The 17,028-nt window shown below is 73.8% G+C and carries 18 protein-coding genes; 7 read left to right on the plus strand and 11 right to left on the minus strand.

Annotated features, from left to right (window positions below):
• Positions 1-42: 42 nt before the first annotated feature.
• From ABZ842_RS19455 to ABZ842_RS19470, 4 genes are all read right to left on the minus strand, one after another.
• Positions 43-993, minus strand: coding sequence for a hypothetical protein (locus ABZ842_RS19455; protein ID WP_361537962.1), 951 nt, complete (start codon positions 991-993; stop codon positions 43-45).
• A 401-nt stretch (positions 994-1,394) separates the two neighbouring features.
• Positions 1,395-2,267, minus strand: coding sequence for a F510_1955 family glycosylhydrolase (locus ABZ842_RS19460; protein ID WP_361537964.1), 873 nt, complete (start codon positions 2,265-2,267; stop codon positions 1,395-1,397).
• 166 nt (positions 2,268-2,433) lie between these two features.
• The gene (locus tag ABZ842_RS19465; RefSeq protein WP_361538034.1) at positions 2,434-3,108 is read right to left on the minus strand and encodes a DUF305 domain-containing protein; all 675 of its coding nucleotides are present in this window, start codon (positions 3,106-3,108) and stop codon (positions 2,434-2,436) included.
• 156 nt (positions 3,109-3,264) lie between these two features.
• The gene (locus ABZ842_RS19470; RefSeq protein WP_361537966.1) at positions 3,265-3,777 is read right to left on the minus strand and encodes a DUF6153 family protein; all 513 of its coding nucleotides are present in this window, start codon (positions 3,775-3,777) and stop codon (positions 3,265-3,267) included.
• A gap of 77 nt (positions 3,778-3,854) precedes the next feature.
• Here ABZ842_RS19470 and ABZ842_RS19475 point away from each other — a divergent pair, with 77 nt between their 5' ends.
• From ABZ842_RS19475 to ABZ842_RS19485, 3 genes are read left to right on the plus strand one after another with little or no spacing between them, the layout of a single operon-like run.
• Entirely contained in the window at positions 3,855-4,436 is a 582-nt protein-coding gene (locus ABZ842_RS19475; protein WP_361537968.1) for a hypothetical protein, read from the plus strand.
• Positions 4,420-4,788, plus strand: coding sequence for a BlaI/MecI/CopY family transcriptional regulator (locus tag ABZ842_RS19480; RefSeq protein WP_361537970.1), 369 nt, complete (start codon positions 4,420-4,422; stop codon positions 4,786-4,788). Before ABZ842_RS19475 ends, ABZ842_RS19480 begins: the two co-directional genes overlap by 17 nt.
• Positions 4,785-5,696 carry a M56 family metallopeptidase gene (locus tag ABZ842_RS19485; RefSeq protein ID WP_361537972.1) on the plus strand — a complete coding sequence of 304 codons (912 nt, stop codon included), beginning with the start codon at positions 4,785-4,787 and terminating at the stop codon, positions 5,694-5,696. The genes ABZ842_RS19480 and ABZ842_RS19485 overlap by 4 nt, the downstream gene beginning before the upstream one ends.
• Positions 5,697-6,228: 532 nt before the next feature.
• Here the strand turns inward: ABZ842_RS19485 and ABZ842_RS19490 are convergent.
• Positions 6,229-6,666 carry an ATP-binding protein gene (locus tag ABZ842_RS19490; RefSeq protein ID WP_361537974.1) on the minus strand — a complete coding sequence of 146 codons (438 nt, stop codon included), beginning with the start codon at positions 6,664-6,666 and terminating at the stop codon, positions 6,229-6,231.
• A 368-nt stretch (positions 6,667-7,034) separates the two neighbouring features.
• Between ABZ842_RS19490 and ABZ842_RS19495 the strand changes: the two genes are divergently transcribed.
• The 3 genes from ABZ842_RS19495 to ABZ842_RS19505 all read left to right on the plus strand — a co-directional run bounded on the left by ABZ842_RS19495 (position 7,035) and on the right by ABZ842_RS19505 (position 9,045).
• Complete coding sequence (locus ABZ842_RS19495) at positions 7,035-7,868, plus strand: helix-turn-helix transcriptional regulator (protein ID WP_361537976.1); 834 nt, start codon at positions 7,035-7,037, stop codon at positions 7,866-7,868.
• A complete protein-coding gene (locus ABZ842_RS19500; RefSeq protein WP_361537978.1) occupies positions 7,865-8,095 on the plus strand; it encodes a DUF397 domain-containing protein in 231 nt (76 codons plus the stop codon). The genes ABZ842_RS19495 and ABZ842_RS19500 overlap by 4 nt, the downstream gene beginning before the upstream one ends.
• A 146-nt stretch (positions 8,096-8,241) precedes the next feature.
• Entirely contained in the window at positions 8,242-9,045 is an 804-nt protein-coding gene (locus tag ABZ842_RS19505) for an SAM-dependent methyltransferase (RefSeq protein ID WP_361537980.1), read from the plus strand.
• A 48-nt stretch (positions 9,046-9,093) separates the two neighbouring features.
• On the opposite strand, the gene ABZ842_RS19510 is transcribed toward ABZ842_RS19505, so the two are convergent.
• Positions 9,094-9,783: an HAD family phosphatase gene (locus ABZ842_RS19510; RefSeq protein ID WP_361537982.1), complete on the minus strand. Its 690-nt coding sequence runs from the start codon at positions 9,781-9,783 to the stop codon at positions 9,094-9,096.
• A gap of 399 nt (positions 9,784-10,182) precedes the next feature.
• On the opposite strand from ABZ842_RS19510, the gene ABZ842_RS19515 reads away from it, so the two are divergent.
• Complete coding sequence (locus tag ABZ842_RS19515) at positions 10,183-11,232, plus strand: lactonase family protein (RefSeq protein ID WP_361537984.1); 1,050 nt, start codon at positions 10,183-10,185, stop codon at positions 11,230-11,232.
• A gap of 102 nt (positions 11,233-11,334) precedes the next feature.
• Here the strand turns inward: ABZ842_RS19515 and ABZ842_RS19520 are convergent, their stop codons facing one another.
• The 5 genes from ABZ842_RS19520 to ABZ842_RS19540 all read right to left on the minus strand — a co-directional run bounded on the left by ABZ842_RS19520 (position 11,335) and on the right by ABZ842_RS19540 (position 16,982).
• A complete protein-coding gene (locus ABZ842_RS19520; protein WP_361537986.1) occupies positions 11,335-12,399 on the minus strand; it encodes a hypothetical protein in 1,065 nt (354 codons plus the stop codon).
• Between the two features lie 141 nt (positions 12,400-12,540).
• The gene (locus ABZ842_RS19525; RefSeq protein WP_361537988.1) at positions 12,541-13,581 is read right to left on the minus strand and encodes a BadF/BadG/BcrA/BcrD ATPase family protein; all 1,041 of its coding nucleotides are present in this window, start codon (positions 13,579-13,581) and stop codon (positions 12,541-12,543) included.
• Positions 13,578-14,240, minus strand: a complete 663-nt coding sequence (locus tag ABZ842_RS19530) for a uracil-DNA glycosylase (protein WP_361538036.1) — start codon at positions 14,238-14,240, stop codon at positions 13,578-13,580. The genes ABZ842_RS19525 and ABZ842_RS19530 overlap by 4 nt, the downstream gene beginning before the upstream one ends.
• Positions 14,241-14,415: 175 nt before the next feature.
• A complete protein-coding gene (locus ABZ842_RS19535; protein WP_361537989.1) occupies positions 14,416-15,501 on the minus strand; it encodes an exo-alpha-sialidase in 1,086 nt (361 codons plus the stop codon).
• A gap of 119 nt (positions 15,502-15,620) precedes the next feature.
• Positions 15,621-16,982, minus strand: a complete 1,362-nt coding sequence (locus ABZ842_RS19540) for an FAD-dependent oxidoreductase (RefSeq protein ID WP_361537991.1) — start codon at positions 16,980-16,982, stop codon at positions 15,621-15,623.
• Between the last annotated feature and the right edge of the window lie 46 nt (positions 16,983-17,028).

Genomic DNA, 17,028 nt, shown 5'->3' on the forward strand with positions numbered 1-17,028 from the left:
GGCCCGCACCCACCGCGTACGCACGCGCCGGGTGCCGCGCGCTCACTCCCGGCGCGGGCGCCGACGGCCCCGGCGCGCCTGCCAGAACGCACCCGTCGCCACCGAGAGCAGGACCAGCGCCATGGTCACAACGGGCCACTGCGAGTGCTCGATGCGCACCCCCGCCACCAGGACGAGGAACGTCACCAGAGCCGGCAGCACCATCGAGCCCAGCGCCTTGGCGTACGCGTGGGCGAGCCCCGGCACGCTGCGGTCGCCCCGCCGCGTGCGCGCCGGCGCGGGCTCGCTGAAGTAGAAGAGCGCGGCCCGGTCGGTGAGCCGTCCGGTCGCCGCGTGGTACGAGACTGCCATGTACGGCAGCCAGACCAGCGGCGCCACCAGCCCCACCACGAACACCAGCCCCACCGTCACCGACCGGATGAGGACCACGGCCCACTGGCGCCACCGGACCCGCTGGTGACCGTCCGTGCCCGGCGGCCCGAGCAGCCCGAGCAGTCGGGCCATGCGCAGTGTGAGGCGCCCCAGCGCCCCGGGCCGCAGCACCGTCCGACGCGCCCCCGCCCGGGGCGCTGCGGGAGCCGCCAGCGCGGCACGGGCGCTCGCGGTGTCCGAGTGGACCCCCATGAGGACCAGCAGCTCAGCCGCCCGTTCGGGAGACGTCGGATCCCGACCGTCGAGCCCGGCCAACTCCAGGACCGTACGGGCCTGGTTCAGCAGCGCCGCGCAGAACGCCACCGGGATCAGCAGCAGGAAGGGCCCGCCGACGAACGCGCCCTCGGTGACGGTGTTGCGCCGGCCGCGCGCGACGACCAGGGCGCGCAGCTCCGCCGGCTCGGCGCCGGGGTGCTGCTCGCGCGTCCTGGCCACCGCGCGGTCCGCGACCGGCCCCATGTGCCGCAGCGCGAACCGGGCCAGGTGCTCGGGCAGGTGCTCGGGGTCGGCGAGGACCGCCCGGAGCAGCGAGCGCGGCAGGTCGGGGTCCGGTGCGGCCACCTGGGGTCGTCATCCTTCGATGCGGGCGCCGCGGGTACGACGGGCGATGGGCGGCACGGCTCCAGTCAACGCCCGGCGCAACCGCCCCGCATCCGCAGCCGCGCCCGCAGCCGTGCCTCAGGCGTGCCTTAGGCGTGTCCGCTACGTCCCGCGTGGCCCTTCCGCCCAGCCCTCGACGGACGCAGTAGCGCCGTGACGGCGTGCCGGGATGGCGCCTGCGGCCCGGTGGCGGGTCGTTCGCGCAGTTCCTCCCCCTACGCCTAAGGGCGTGGGGGGACCCCCAGCGCTCCTCAACGCCTCCCCCCGGCCCGCAGGCGCATGACGGGGGCAGTGAAACAGGGGCGCGGGCCGTGCGCGGGGCCTTGCGGACACGACCTGGGCCCCGGCTCGGTCCGTCCTTCTTAGTGGCCGCCGCCCGATGAGACGTCGAGACGCTTGGTGAAGGTGGCGCCGCCGTCCTGCGACTCGTACACGCCGTCGCCGGTCGCCGCGATCAGCCGCTGGGCGCCGATCGCGGTCAGCGCCTGGGGCTGTCCGCCGGGCGCCGTGCCGGTCTCCTTCCAGGTCTTCCCGCCGTCGGCGCTCACGCTGATCTTGCCCGCCGGGTCGACGCCGTACAGCGCCTTCGCGTCCGACCACGACAGGAACGCCATCACGGGCTTCGCGCCGGGGCCGAAGGTCTTGCCCCCGTCGGTGCTGCGGACGACCCCGGACTCGGTGGTGGCGAGCACGGTGTCGGGATCGGTGGGGCTGACGGCGAGGTCGAGGGCCTTCAGCTCGCTGCGGGTCTCCCACGTGGAGCCGTCCTTGCTGACGCGCAGCAGCCCGTTGGTGCTGTCGTACCCGTAGACGGTGGCGTGCGCGTGGTCGAGGGAGTGGAAGTCGACCTCCCCGGTGAGGGACTTGTCCTGCCAGGTCTTGCCGGTGTCGGCGCTCTCGATCAGACCGAGGTTCGCGGGGGCGTCCCGGCCGGGCGCGGGGTGCCCGCTGGCGAGGAAGGTGCCGTCGGCGGTGATGGTGAAGCCCATGAAGTCGTCCTTGCGGTCGCCCACGAGGACGGGCGCGTTCTTCTCGCCCGGGGTGTACACGCCGTTGTGGGTGGCCACGTAGAGCTTGCCGTCGGTGGGGTGGACGCCGACGCCGTGGATGTGGCTGATGTCGACGGACGCGGCGGACTTCCCGCCGTCGGAGTCGTCGCCGTCGCCGCCGCAGGCGGTGAGTGTCAGGGCGAGGGCGACGGTGGACGCGGACAGGGCGATGAGGCGCTTCTTCATGGGTTCCTGATCAGGTCGTGGGGTGTGGAGACGGAAGGGAGGAGGCGCGGCGACGTACCGGACGTACGGCCGCGTACGGAGGCGGTGCACGCAGGCGTACGGGCCCGTCGCACCGGGGGACGCCGGGCCGCGCTGCGGCGGCCCGGCGCCCGGTGGGCCCGCGTGGTCAGAGCCGCTTGAGGATCGCGGTGAACTCGTCGACCTCGGCCTGCTGGCCCTGGACGACCTCGCCGGCGAGCTTCTTCGCCGTGGCGTTCTTGCCGTTCTTCTGCTCGTCCTTGGCCATGGTGATCGCGCCTTCGTGGTGCTTGACCATGAGCTGCGCGAACAGCGTGTCGAAGTTCTTGCCCTTCGCGGCCTTGAGGGCGGCCATGTCCTGGTCGGTCATCATGCCGTCCATGCCGGAGTCGCCCGAGCCGCCGGACGAGCCGTGGTCCATGCCCGGCATCGAACCGCCGGACTCCGGCTTCCCCCAGGCCGCGAGCCAGGACTTCATCTTCTGGATCTCCGGGTCCTGCGCCCCCGCGATCTGCTCGGCGAGCTTGATGACCTGCGCGTCCTGCGCCCGGTCCTTCGCCAGCGCGGACATCTCCAGGGCCTGCTCGTGGTGCGGGATCATCATCTGCGCGAACATCACGTCGGCGTCGTTGAAGGCGCCCGGCGCCGGGTTGTCACCCGGCTGCGCGCCCGCGGAGGCGGCGGAGTCCTTCTTGCCGTGGTCCATGTCGCCCATGTCGTCGTCGTTGCCGCAGGCGGCGAGCAGCAGCCCCGTCGCCGCGACGGCGGCGACCAGGGCGCCGCGCCGCACCGCCCGACGGCCCCGGGCGGGGGCGGGCGTCATCTCAGTGTGCTTCTCAGCAGTCACGTCACTACCTCTTGCTGTCTTCTGTGATCGCAAGATCGCAAGATCGGAAGGATCCGGATCGAGAGGGTCGGAAAGGTCGTACGAAAGCCGTGTGCGGGCACGCCAAAGCGGCCCGCGGCGCGGAGGTACGGCCTAGATCCGCAGGATCGACAGCGAGGAGAGATCGGGGCCGCGCGGCGGCGGACCCCGCAGGGGAGCGACGAGGACACTCGCGCGCGGGCGTCGGGAACGGTCCGCGCTACGGGTGAGCGCGGCCCTGAGCAGGGCGGCGAGCAACCAGGTCCCGAGCACGGCCAGACAGAGGGAGAGCATGTCCATCGCCATGCCGGAGCCGGCCGCGTCGTGGTCGCCGCCGGCGTCTGCGGCGGCCGGCGCCGCCGGCGCGGCGGCGTGGGGCCCGTCGGGGGAGAGCGCCGAGGGAAGGGGCCCGGCGGAACCGAACGGTACGGCGAGCACGGCGGACGTGCTGGAGGCGGCGGCCATCCGGTCGCCGCCGTGGGACGCGCCGGAGTCGGCGTCGGGGTGCCCCACGGTGTGCATCGCGAAGACGCCTAGCGCGAGCACGACCAGCAGCAGATGTCCCCAGACACCCGCTGTCTTGATCGACTTGCCCGTACGCACCACGTGACCTCCGGACCCGACCATACCGAAGGGTGCCCTCCGGTGTTTCGGCCACCCAGGGTCTACTAAGCTCCTTGGCGTTGTCGACGAAGGAGGGCGCGATGGGCTCGGGAGCCTTGATGGGGCTGGGAGCGTGGAGGCCGCGGCAGTGGGCCGTGGCGGTGGTCGTGGCCGTCCTCGCGGCGGCCGTGATCGGGGTGCCGACCGGGGTCGTACCGTCCTCCCTCTACACCCGGATGACCCCCGTCGTGTGGTGGAACTACCCGGTGTGGGCGGGCAGTTCGATCCTGATGGGCCTCCTCGTCGCCACCTACGCCGGCGGCCCGACGCCCCGGACCGCGCCCCGGCCGCGCGGGGCCCGGGCGATCGCCGCGGGAGTCCTCTCGGTCTTCGCCGTCGGCTGCCCCGTCTGCAACAAGCTGGTCGTGCTGGCGCTCGGCATGAGCGGCGCGATGACCTACTGGGCCCCGGCGCAACCGGTCCTCGCGGTGATCTCCCTCGCGCTGCTGGCCCACGCGCTGGTGCGCCGGCTGCGCACCGCGAACGCCTGCGCCGTCCCTGAGCAGGCCATCGACCGCTCCGGCGGCCCGGCGGCCCCCGGTGCGACCACTACGATGAGCAGCCTGGACGGCGGGGGTGTCGAGGCCGCCGACGAAGGGAGTGGGCGTGCGACAGCTGGGTGACCTGGAGGCGGAGATCATGGACCGCCTCTGGAACTGGGGGCGTCCCGCCACCGCCCGGGAGGTCCGCGACGACCTCAACAGGAAGCGCCCCATCGCCTACAGCACCGTGAAGACGGTCGCCGACATCCTCTACAACAAGGGCATGCTCACCCGCGAGAAGGAGGGGCGGGCCTGGGTGTACCGGGCCACCTGCACCCGTCAGCAGTACGCGGCGGCCCGGATGCAGGACGCACTGGAGGGCAACCCCGACCCGGCCGGCGTGCTGCTCAGTTTCGTGGAACAGATCTCCGCCGACGAGGTGCAGGCCCTGCGCTCCGCGCTGCGCGCCGCCAAGCGGCGGAGCGGTTCGTGATCACGGCCGCGGCGCTCGCCGGGTACGCGCTGCTGGTCGGCGCCGCCGTCCCGTACGCGCTCGCCGGCGCCCGGTGGGCCCATCGCGCCCCCACCGTCGCCGTACTGGCCTGGCAGGGCCTGATGCTCACCTTCGTCGTGGCGACCGCTTCGTCCGTGTACCACCTGGTGCTGGTCGAGCAGCACGTCCACGAGGGCCTGGTGGGGCTGCTGTCGGCCTGCGGGCTGGCCGCGGACGCGCAGCCCGTGAGCTCCCCGGCCTCCCTCGCCGACGTCGGTCTGCTGATGGCCCCGCTGACCATCCTGGCGCTGCCGTTCGGCTGGCTGGGGTGGACGGCGTGGCAGGCCGGCCGGGAGCGGCGGCGCCACGCCGACCTGCTGACCGTGATCGGCTCGGACGCGTCCGAGTACGGGGTGACGGTCGTCGAGCACCAGGCGCCCGCGGTGTACTGCCTGCCCGGGCGCGCCCGTCGGATCGTCGTCACCCGCGGGGCGCTGGAGCGGCTGACCGATGAGCAGTTGCGGGCCGTACTGGAACACGAGAAGGCCCACATCCGCGGCCGGCACCACCTCGTCCAGGTCGCCACGAAGGCGTTCGCCCGCGCCTTCCCCGGGCTGCCGCTCGCCCGGCACGCCCATGAGCAGACCGCGCTGCTGCTGGAGATGATCGCGGACGACCGGGCCCTGCGGCTCCACTCGCGCGACGCCCTGGCCACCGCCATGTGCGAGGTCGCGGCGGGGCGGGCGCCGCGGACCGCGCTGGGCGCGGGCGGCTCGGGGGCCCTGATCAGGCTCCGCCGCATCCTCACCCCGCAGGACCGGCCCCGCCGGCTGACCTGGATCGGGGTGGTCGTCGCCTCGGTCGCGGCGCCGTTCCTGCCGTTGCTGGTGGCCTGCGGCCCCGTCTAGAAGGCGCGGGCTGCGCGAGGCGGCCATGGGGGAGACGTCCGGGAACGGGCCGGCGGGGCCGGGGGCCCTCCCGCTTCCTGTTGGCCGGGCACGGGGTTTGCTACGGCCCGGGAGGGTCCCCGGTGGCGAGGTGCCATGGAGATCCTAGCGCTAATCCACTAAGCGGCATAGCAGGGCCTCGACGGACTGACCCGCGGGCCGGTGGGACTCGTGGGACCGGTGGGGGAGCGTCAGGGGGCGCGCGGAAGAGGGCAGCGGCGATGGTGACGAGCCGTTCGACCGCCGTCGCACGGTCCGCGGCGGTCACGGCTCCTCGGCGGCCGGCGACGAGAGTTCGTCGAGCGCACCGGTCTGGTGGACTCCGGCTGGCGTTCCGGGGGAGTTGAGCACCCTGGCCGCGGGGGCCGCTCCCGCCCGAGACGGCGTACGACCGGTCCCCGGAGCCCGCCCCGCGATCACCGCGTGAAGTCGGGGGCGGGGCGCGCCGCCGGGCCGCACTTGAAGCGGACGTTTGGGGCTGTTGGCGCTCGTGCTAGTGCGCCACCACCGCCCACACGACCGAGCCCGGCCCGTGGTCCCGGCGCCGCATGCCCCAGTCCTTGGACAGCCGCGCCACCAGGTGCAGCCCCCGGCCGCCCTCGTCCTCGCTCGAAGCCGTACGGGGCCAGATCAGCGCCGGCGCGTCCCCCCGGTCCTCCACCTCTATGCGCACCGCGTCCTGCTCCAGCCGCACCCGGCAGCGGAACTGGATCCCCGCTGTGTGCCGGATCGCGTTCGTGGCCAACTCGCTGATCAGCAGCTTCACGGAGTGTCGGACGTCGTCGCACTGGATGCGGCTGTCCAGGTACGTCTCGGTCAGGCGTCTGGCTATGGAGACCGAACGGTGGTCGGACGGCAGGTCGAACAGGCAGGTGCTGACGGCGTCGTCGTTCGGTGGGCGCAGGGACGGGAAGTCTGCGGCGATCGTCACGGGCAGTCCTATCGGTGGGGGCACTCCCAGCCCAGGTCGACGACCGGAGAGGGTGGACGCCGTCCTCGCGGTGTCTTCGCGCGCACCGCGAAGGAGTAGGGGACCGCTCCGGAGCCGCGCCCCGTCGCGGTGAGCGGCCGGGGCGCCGCCGCGTCTCGTACACGTCGGCCGGTCAGCCGCGTGAGCCGAGTCACTGCGCCAACTATGGACCCGGCCAGGGGAGTTGGCAAGCGACACTCTGCACGGTGCACTGTGGGATGTGTGTCCTGTGCAGGCTCTTGCTCGCATGGCACACTGCACCCCGTGAACCGGTGTTCGAGAGGGGCCAAGAGGTGAGTGAGCCGAGGTCAGCCCCCACGGTGTTGCAGATGGTCCTGGGCAGACGGCTGCTGCAACTCCGTCAGGTGTCCGGCCTCTCGGCACAGGAGGTGGGCAGGCGACTGCGGCAGTCCCACACCACGATCACGCGCATGGAGCGCGCCGAGGTCGCCCTGAAGTGGCTGACCGTCAAGGCGCTGCTGGAGATCTACGGAGTCGTCGACGAGGAGGCCGGGGAGTTCCTGGAGCTGACCGAGAAGGCCAACGTCTCCGGTTGGTGGCAGGGCTACCGCGACGTGCTGCCGAGTTGGTTCGGCGTGCACGTCAGCCTGGAGAGCGGCGCCCGCAGGATCCGTGCGTACGAACCGCACGTCGTGCCCGGACTGCTCCAGACGCCCGACTACGCGCGTCGCGTGCTGAGCCTCGGACTGCCGAGGCCCACGCCCGAGGTGGTGGAGCGGCAGATCGCGCTGCGGCAGGAGCGCCAGGCGCTGCTGACCCGTACCGAACCGGAGCCGCCGCAGTTCTGGGTCATCGTCGACGAAACCGTCCTTCGGCGTCCCGTGGGACCGCCGCAGGTGCTGCGCGCCCAGTTGGACCACCTCCTCGACGTGGCCGAACTCCCCTCCGTGACCCTCCAGGTGGCCCCGTTCGCCGCGGGGCTGCACCCCGGCGGGTTCGGCCCCTTCTCCGTCTTCCGGTTCGAGATCCCGGAACTCCCCGACGTCGTGGGCATCGACGGCCTGAGCAGGGCGACGTACAGCGAGGATCCGATCGAGGTCGCGCTCTACCGCGAGGTCCTCGACCAGATGAGCACATACGCACTGTCGAGGAAGGACACCCTGCGCTTCCTCGACGTCATTCGCAAGGAGCTTGACCCATGAGCCACGTCAGCCAGGCGGACGTCACCCTCGGCGCACACGCGTGGAAGAAGCCCTGGAGCGGCAGCAACGGCGGAAACTGCATGGAGGTGAAGCAACTCGGGGACGGACAGGTGGCCGTGCGCCACTCCCGGTACCCCGACGGGCCCGCCCTGATCTTCACCGCCCGCGACATCGCTGAGGTCGTCGAAGGCGCGAAGAACGGCGCCGCGGACTTCCTGCTCGTGTGACCCGCGCGGGCACGCGTCCGATCCCGGCCGCTCCGCCCACCCACCCCTGCACTCGTGCGTGTCCGTGTGCCGTCGCACGCAGCCGCACGGCCCCGGCGTGGCCACGCCCCCCGGCCACGCCCCGACCGACGACGGAGGAGACCTCGATGACCGACACCGAGCACGCCACCGACGGTGTGAACACCGGGAAGGCCCACTCGGCCCGAATGTACGACTACTTCCTCGGCGGCAAGGACCACTACCCCGTGGACGCCGAGGCGGCCGAGCACGTGCTGAAGGTGCTTCCCGACGGCCGGCGCCTCGCCCGGGCCAACCGGGGCTTCATGCGCCGCGCGGCACGGCACCTGGCCCGTCGGGGGATCCGCCAGTTCCTCGACGTCGGTACCGGCATCCCCACCGAACCCAACCTCCACCAGGTCGTCCAGGAGATCGCCCCCGACGCGCGCATCGTGTACGTCGACAACGACCCGGTGGTGCTCCGGCACGCGGAGGCACTGCTGCGCGGCACGCCGGCCGGCCGCACCGAGTACGTCCAGGCCGACGTGCGTGAGCCGGCGAAGATCGTGGCCGAGGCGCGGGAGGTACTGGACTTCCGGGAGCCGATCGCCGTGTCCCTGATCGCCCTGCTGCACTTCCTGCCCGACGAGGCCGATCCGCAGGGGGTGTTGCGCACCCTGCTGGAGCCGCTGCCGACGGGCAGCGCGCTGATGCTCGCCCACGGCACGGGCGACTTCGACCCGCAGACCCTCGAACGCGTCACCGAGATCTACCGCGCCAGCGGGATGTCGCTGCGGATGCGCAACCGGGCGGAGGTCTCCGCGCTGTTCGAGGGGCTTGAGCTGACCGAGCCCGGCATCGTGCCGTTGGAGGAGTGGCACCTGGAGCCCGAGGGCACCGAGGCCGAGACGGTGGGAACGCCGGTGTACGTCGGCGTGGCGCACAAGGTCTGACACGGGGCGCGCCCCCGCGGTCGGCCGGCGCCGGGGCGCGCCCCGTGGTCAGGGCCGCTGCCCGCGCAACCAGTCGTACGCCGCGCGGGCCGTGAACTCGCCCTGGCCGCCCCGGTACAGCAGGCTCGCCGTGCCGAACGCCGGGTCGTCCGCCGTCCCCGGTACGTACGGGACGGCGATGCAACGCATCCCCGCGGCGTGCGCGGCGGCGGCGCCCGGCGGTGCGTCCTCCAGCACCACGCACTGCCCGGGTGCCGCCCCCAGCCGGCGCGCCGCCTCCAAGAAGACGTCGGGCTCGGGCTTGCCCCGCGCCACCTCCTCCGCGGAGACCACCGTGGGGATCAGGGCGTCGAGCCCCGTTCCCGTCAGGACCGCGTCGATCGCCGCGGGGGAGGACCCGGAGGCCACCGCCATCGGCACCCCGTCCCCGGCCAACAACTCCACGAACGCCCGCATCTGCGGATACACCTCGGTCGCCGCCCGGGCCAGCGCCACGTAATGACGGTTCTTGCCCGCCAGCAACTCCTCGACCGGCGCTTCGATCCCGTGCTCGGCGCGCAGCGTCTGGAGCGTCTCGCGCGTCCCGATGCCGATGAAGTCCGTGTGCCGTTCCCAGGTGAAGCCCGTGACTCCGTACTCGGCCAGGACCCGGCGCCCCGCCTCGTAGTAGTTGGGTTCGCTGTCCACCAGCGTGCCGTCGAGATCGAAGATGACCGACAGGGTGCGTGCATGGCTCATGCATCCAGGATGCCAGCAGCGGTTCCATCGAGCGCGTCCGCAATGCCCGCTGGCCCACCCGCACTCGCCGGCTCGCCCACCCTGACCGGCCCAAGGTGTTCTCCCACCCGCACCACCTGCCTGTCTGCGTCGCAGCGTTCACACTGGTGAGCGCACGATCGCGGACGCACGCCCCCGGCGCGCCACGCCCCGGCGCCCGACGTCCGCCGCGCTGACCAGCGCGCCCGCCGCCGGTGCCGGCAAGGGTGCGCAGACAACCGGCTACCGGAGGGTAGATCCCCGCTTTCGCGGGTAAGCACTGCGGAATCCGCCGGCGTGCGCCACCACGTACAGACAGTTGGTCTAGACCGCTGCTACCGTCGGCCCGGCAACACCAGCATCAGTGGGAGGGACACCGCCGTGGGCGACCAGAGCACGGGACGGGCATTCATCGGATCGTTCACCTCGGCGGGAGGCCGCGGCATCCTCGCCGTCACCGTCGACGGCGCGACCGGTGCCCTGACCGAGACCGGGGCGAGCGACGCGATCGCCGACCCCTCCTACCTCGCCCTGGCGCCGATCGCCGCGAACCCCGTCCTGTACGCGGTCTCCGAGACCGCGGAGGGCGCCGTCGCCGCCTTCGACGTCAGCGGCGCATCGCCGCGCCAGCACGGCGCCCGGGTTCCCGTCTGCGGCGCCGGACCCACGCACCTCACCGTCCTCGACGGCCACCTGCTGACGGCGAACTACGGCTCCGGCAGCACCAGCGTCCTCCCCCTCGACGACGAAGGGCGCCCCGAGCCCGTCAGCGGAGTGCTCCAGCACGAGGGCTCCGGCCCCGACCCGGACCGCCAGCGCGGCCCGCACGCCCACCAGGTCGTCGCGGACCCCACCGGCCGCTGGGTCCTCGGCGTGGACCTCGGCACGGACACCGTGCACGTGTGCACCCTCGACGCGAAGGCGGGGGAGTTGACCCTGCACGGCGAGACCGCGCTGCGCCCCGGCACCGGCCCCCGCCACCTCGTGTTCCACCCGGCCGGGACCCACGTCTACGTGCTCAACGAACTCCAGCCCACGGTCACCGTGTGCCGCTGGGACGGCGCGACGGGCCGGCTGGAGCCGATCGGTGAGGCGCCGGTGCTGCCCGAAGGCGTCCCGCAGCGCGCCTACCCCTCCGAGATCGTCGTCTCGCCCGACGGAACCCGGCTGTGGGTCGCCAACCGCGGTCACGACAGCATCGCCGTCCTCGCCGTGGACGAGAGCCGGGAGCGGGTGGAACTCACCACCACGGTCCCGTGCGGCGGCCACTGGCCCCGGGACCTGAAGCTCGACCCCGCGGGCCGGCGGCTGTACGTCGCCAACGAACGCTCCGGGAGCGTCGCCTGGTTCGACGTGGACCCCGCCAGCGGGGTGCCGCGGTGGGCGGGCTCCCTGGACGCCCCCGCGGCCTCCTGCATCGTCTTCGCCTGAGCCGTACAGCCGTACGTACGACCCGCGCTGCGTGCGGCGCGGGCCGTACGGTGGGGCGGGCCCCGCCGAAGCCGGCGCCCGCCCCACCGCCGCCGCCCGCGCTCAGCGCAGCGGCGAGCCCTGCGGCTGGGGCGTGATGCCCAGCGTCGTCGTGTACTGCGACAACACCAGCTTGCCGATGGCCGGATAGGCGCCCAGCGCCTCGGACGCCGGCGCGCCCGCCTCCTTGAGAGCCGTCTCCAGCAGCCCGTCGGGCAGTTCGGGGCCGATCAGATACGGGGCCACGGCCAACTGGGTGGAGCCGGAGGCACGCAACTGCTCGGCCGTCGCGGCGACCGAGCCGTCCTGGTCGAGCGCGGCGGCCATCACCGGCACCGCCAGCCGGGCGGCGAGCAGCATGCCCGTGATCCCGGCGGCCCGCACCGCCTCGTCACCGCCCACCGTGGCGAGGATGATGCCGTCCGCGGCCGTGGCGACGGTGAACAGCCGCGCGCGGTCCGCCCGGGCCAACCCCGCCTCCGACAGCCGTACGTGCACGGCCTCGGCGAGCAGCGGGTGCGGACCCAACACCTGGGCGAGCTCCACCGTGGCACCACTGGCGTCGGCGGCCTGCTGGATCCGCGCCATCAGGGCCGCGTCCGGGCCCGCGAGCAGCGGGACCACGACGGCGGACGGCCCTTCGGGCGCCGGCACCTCACGGCCGGCGGCGAGGGCGATCTCGTACCGCTCGGTGCGCAGCGCGGCCGTACGGGCCAACACGCTCGTCAAGGACGGACCGGCGGACGCGTCCACCGCGGGCGCCCCGGCCCCATCGGAGCCGTCACTCCCGTCAGCCGCATCAAAGGAGTTCGCGTCCGCAACGGCCGCTCCGGCGCCGTCGACACCCTCGGCGAAGGCGTCGACGGGCTGCGGTGCGGCGGGCTGCGGGTCGACGCCGTCCAGGTAGCCGATGCCGACTTCCAGGCCGGGAAGCTCCGAACGGGCGATGCTTATGATCTCTTCGGCCAGACTCCGCATCGCGGGAGTGGGAGCGCCGGGAACGGCGAGCACCAGCGCGGGTGCGCCCTCGGGAGCCGCCACGGGCTCCGGGCGGCGGTGCCGACCGGACTGGCGGGGACGCGGCATTCGTACAGGCAGGCCGGGTGCTGGCCCAGTGGGGGAGCTCATGGCGCCGCATGCTACTGGTTTTGCCGGCGCGGCTGTTCGGGGAGGGGGTCGTCCGGTGTCATCTGTCCGTTTTTATCCGATGAGGTTGGCGAAAGGTTGGCGCGTCTCATCTGCCCCGCTCTGCCGATCCGTCCCCCGCGGTCACACCACGGGCGGTACGTGCAGCAGCGCCGGATCTGCCGGGAGCCGCAGGGACCCGTCGGCGAGCGCGACGGCGATCGACACCGCACCGGCCAGCGGGTCGCCGGCAGCCGGAACGAGCCGAGCCGAGGGCAACTCAGCCGCCAACCGCTCCCGCAGCGGCACGACCAAGGGATCGCCCATCGCAAACAGACCGCCCGTCAGAGCGACGTCCACACCGCCGTCTTCCCGCCCCTGCCGGGCTGAGCCCTGCCGTACGGGCGGGCACACGGCCGCCGCCGCCTCCACGAGGTGCCGGGCCGCCCGCGCGAGGACGTCCACCGCCACCGGGTCACCCTCGACCGCACACCGCGCGACGTGCGGCGCGAACGACGCCAACACCGCCGGGCGGTCCGTACGCGGATACAACTGCCCCGGCAGACCGGTCACCGGCCCCCACACCGACTCCGCGGCCGACAACAGGGCCGTGGAGCCGCCCCGGCGGCCGTCGTGGGCGCGCATCGCGGCCTCCAGCCCCGCACGGCCGATCCACGCACCGCTGCCGCAGTCGCCCAGCAGATGGCCCCACCCGTCCGCCCGGCGCCAACCGGACAGATCCGTTCCGAGTGCGATCACTCCCGTGCCCGCCGCGACGACGGCGCCGGGGCGCTGACCGAGCGCGCCCGCGTACGCCGTCACGGCGTCCGCGGCGAGCGCGAGGCGGCGCACCCCCAGGGCGGCGGCGAGCGCCCCCGGCAACTCGGCGCGCAACTGCCCGCCGAGCGTCGCCATTCCGGCCGCGCCGACCGCCACGGCCGTGACCGCGGCATCCGGGTCGCTCCCCGGCACCTCGCGCCCGGCCCGTACGAACAGGGCACGCACCATCGGCAGGACCAGCTCCAGCAGATGGTGCGCATCGATGCCCGCTGGGCCGGTGCGCACCGGCGTACGGCCCTCGACGACCTCCGGAGCTTCGGAGCCGGCCGCATCGGCGAGCGCCACCCGCAGCCCCGAGCCGCCCGAGTCCACCCCGACGACCCAGCGGACGGACGGCGTGCTCACGGCAACTGCCACTCGATCGGCTGGGCGCCCTGCCGCTCCAACAACTCGTTCACCTTGCTGAACGGGCGCGAGCCGAAGAACCCGCGGTCCGCCGACATGGGGGAGGGGTGGGCCGATTCGATCGCCGGGAAGTCACCCAGCAGCGGACGCAGATTGCGGGCGTCACGCCCCCACAGCACCGACACCAGGGGGGTGCCGCGGGCCACGAGCGAACGGATCGCCTGCTCGGTGACCTCCTCCCAGCCCTTGCCGCGGTGCGCGGCCGGCTTGCGCGGCGCGGTGGTCAAGGAGCGGTTGAGCAGCAGCACGCCCTGGCGCGCCCAGGGCGTCAGGTCCCCGTTGGACGGCCGCGGGTGCCCCAGGTCCTTGTGCATCTCCCAGAAGATGTTGTCCAGGCTCTTGGGCACCGGCTGGACGTCGGGGGCCACGGAGAAGCTGAGCCCCACCGCGTGTCCCGGAGTGGGGTAGGGGTCCTGACCGACGATCAGGACGCGCACCTCGTCGAAGGGCTGTTGGAAGGCGCGCAGGACGTGCTGCCCCGAGGGCAGATAGGTGCGCCCCGCCCCGATCTCCGCGCGGAGGAAGTCCCCCATCGCGGCGATGCGTTCCGCCACCGGCTCCAGGGCCTGCGCCCAGCCGGGCTCGACAATTTCCTTCAAAGGCCGTCGCGCTGTCACGAAGCGTCACTCTACTGGTCCAACGGCGTGGGTCCGCACGTCCTTCGACGATCGTCCACGACGGCCCGGGGACCGTCGTGGACGCGGTGCGCCGGGTGGTCCGCCGCCGGCCCCCGCCGGCCTCCACCCGGGGCCGCGGGGCCCCCGTGCGGCCCGCTCACGCCAGCACCGCCGCCCGTACGCACAGCACGTCCGGCAGATGGGAGGCGATGAGCTGCCAGGAGTCGCCGTCGTCGGCGCTGGCGTACACCTCGCCGTTGCGATTGCCGAAGTAGACGCCGGCGGGGTCGGCGTCGTCCGTGCGCAGGGCGTCCCGCAGCACCGTCCCGAAGTGGTCGCCCTGCGGCAGCCCGGCGGACAGCCCCGCCCAACTGCGGCCCGCGTCCTCGGTGCGGAAGACCCGACAGCGGCGCCCGGCCGGCACCCGGTCGCTGTCCGCGGTGATCGGGAAGACGTACGCGGTGTCCGGGCGGTGCGGATGGGCGGCGACCGCGAAGCCGAAGTCCGACGGCAGCCCCGCACCGATGTCCGTCCAGTGCGCGCCCGAGTCGTCGCTGCGGTAGACCCCCCAGTGGTTCTGGAGGTAGAGCCGGTCCGGGTCCCCGGCGTCCTGGGCGATCTTGTGGACGCACTGGCCGAACTCGGGGTGGGGATCGGGCAGGAAGACGGCGGACACCCCGTCGTTCGACGGGGCCCAGCTGTCGCCGCCGTCCCGGGAGCGGAACACCCCGGCCGTCGACACCGCGACCGTCACCGCGCTCGGGTCCCGGTGGTCCGTCACCACCGTGTGCACCGCCTCACCGCCGCCGCCAGGCTCCCACTGCGAGCGCGTCGGGTGCTCCCACAGGGGCCGCACGAAGTCGAAGCTCTCACCGCCGTCGACCGAGCGGAACAAGGCCGCGGGCTCCGTCCCCGCGTACACCACGTCCGGCTCGGCGGCCGAGGCCGGATGGAGCTGCCACACCCGCTCCAAGGAGGCGCCCGTGTCCTTGGGGAAGGCGACCGCCGGGCGCGCCGGCTCGACCCAGCTGGCCCCCAGGTCGTCGGAGTGGAAGACGGACGGGCCCCAGTGCGCGCTGTCCCCGCCCACCAGCAACCGGGGCACGTCCCGCCGCCGGTCGATCGCGACGGAGTACACGGCCTGGGCGGGGAAGTGGGGTCCGTCGAACTCCCATGCGCCGCCCGTGCGCCGGCCGATGAACAGTCCCTTGCGCGTGCCGACGGTCAGCAGTACAGCGGTCATGGCCCCTACCTCCAGGACATCTTTGTCGCGGATACGGGCCAGTGTGCACCCGACCACTGACAACGGCCTGCGGGCCTGCGTCGTCGCAGGTCACAGCACTCGTGCTGGAGGCCCGGGGCTCAGCCGGCCGCGGCGGCGAGCAGCCCCGCCCAATCCGGGATCTTCACCGACCTCCGCCCCAGGGAGAGCCCGAGAGCCGACTCCGCCGCCTCGATGGCGAGCCAGCCGGGCCACTCGACGGGACGGTGTCCGCCCGCGCGCAACTCCGCCAGCGGGTCGTTTGCCACCCGGCGCGCCGCGAGCTGCGGAGCATCCTGGAGCAGCGAGGCCACCGTCTCCTTGGCGCAGGGCCGGTTCGTCCCGATCACCCCGGTCGGCCCCCGCTTGATCCACCCCGCCACGTACTCGCCGGGCGACGGCGCCCCGTCGCGCAGCACCCGCCCCGCCCCGTGCGGCACCGTGCCGCTGCGGGCGTCGAACGGCAGCCCGGGCAGCGCCACGCCGCGGTACCCGACGGCCCGCAGCACCAGCTGCGCGGGCACGTCCTCGTACGTCCCGGTGCCCCGCACGCCTCCGTCGCCGTCCGGGACGGTCCGCTCGAACCGCACGGCCCCCACCCGCCCGCCGTCCGCCAGGAGCTCGACCGGGCGCAGGAAGAAGCGCACGTGCAACCGTCGGACGCCGTCCCCGGCCGCCGGGGCGCGCTCGGCCCAGGTCCGCACGACGTCCAGGTTCCGCCGGTTGGCCGCCGGCAGCGCGGCAGCGGCCTCGGCGGACGCGTACGCCGGGTCCCGGGCCAGCTCCGCCGGGTCGACCACGACCCGGGCCGACGTCAGCGCGCCGAGCTCGCGTAGCTCCTTGGTGGTGAACTTGGCCTGCGAGGGCCCGCGGCGCCCCACCATGTGCACCTCGCGCACCCCGCTGGCGGCCAGCGCACCGAGCGCGCCCTGCGGCACGTCCGTACCGCGCAGGTCGTCGGCGGCGCGCGCGAGGATCCGTGCCACGTCGACGGCCACGTTGCCGACCCCGATCACCACGGCCGAACGCGCCGCGAGCGCGGCGCCCCCGAAGTCGTGCGGTGCGTCCGGGTGGGCGCTGTACCAGGAGACGAAGTCGGTGGCCGAGTGGCTGCCGGGCAGGTCCTCGCCGGGCACGCCGAGCCTGCGGTCGCGCGCGGCGCCCACGCAGTACACGACCGCGTGGTACAGCTCCAGCAGCCGCTCGGGCCCGAGGCCGTGCGCCCCGACCTCCACGTTCCCGAGGAAGCCGACCCGGTCGTCCTCCAGCACCCCGCGGAGGTTGTTCTGGAGCGACTTGATCTTCTCGTGGTCGGGCGCGACCCCGTACCGCACGAGTCCGTACGGGCAGGGCAGCCGGTCCAGGACGTGCACCTGCACGTCGGGGACCTGGCTCTGCCGGACGAGGTCCGAGGCCGCGTAGACCCCACTGGGTCCCGAGCCGACGACGGCGACGCGAAGCACGTGGGCGCTCCTTCCCGCGGGGAACTCCAGCATCCCACCGGTGCCC

Origin of the sequence: Streptomyces sp. NPDC047315 (genome assembly GCF_040643215.1) — a bacterium.
GTDB lineage: Bacteria > Actinomycetota > Actinomycetes > Streptomycetales > Streptomycetaceae > Streptomyces.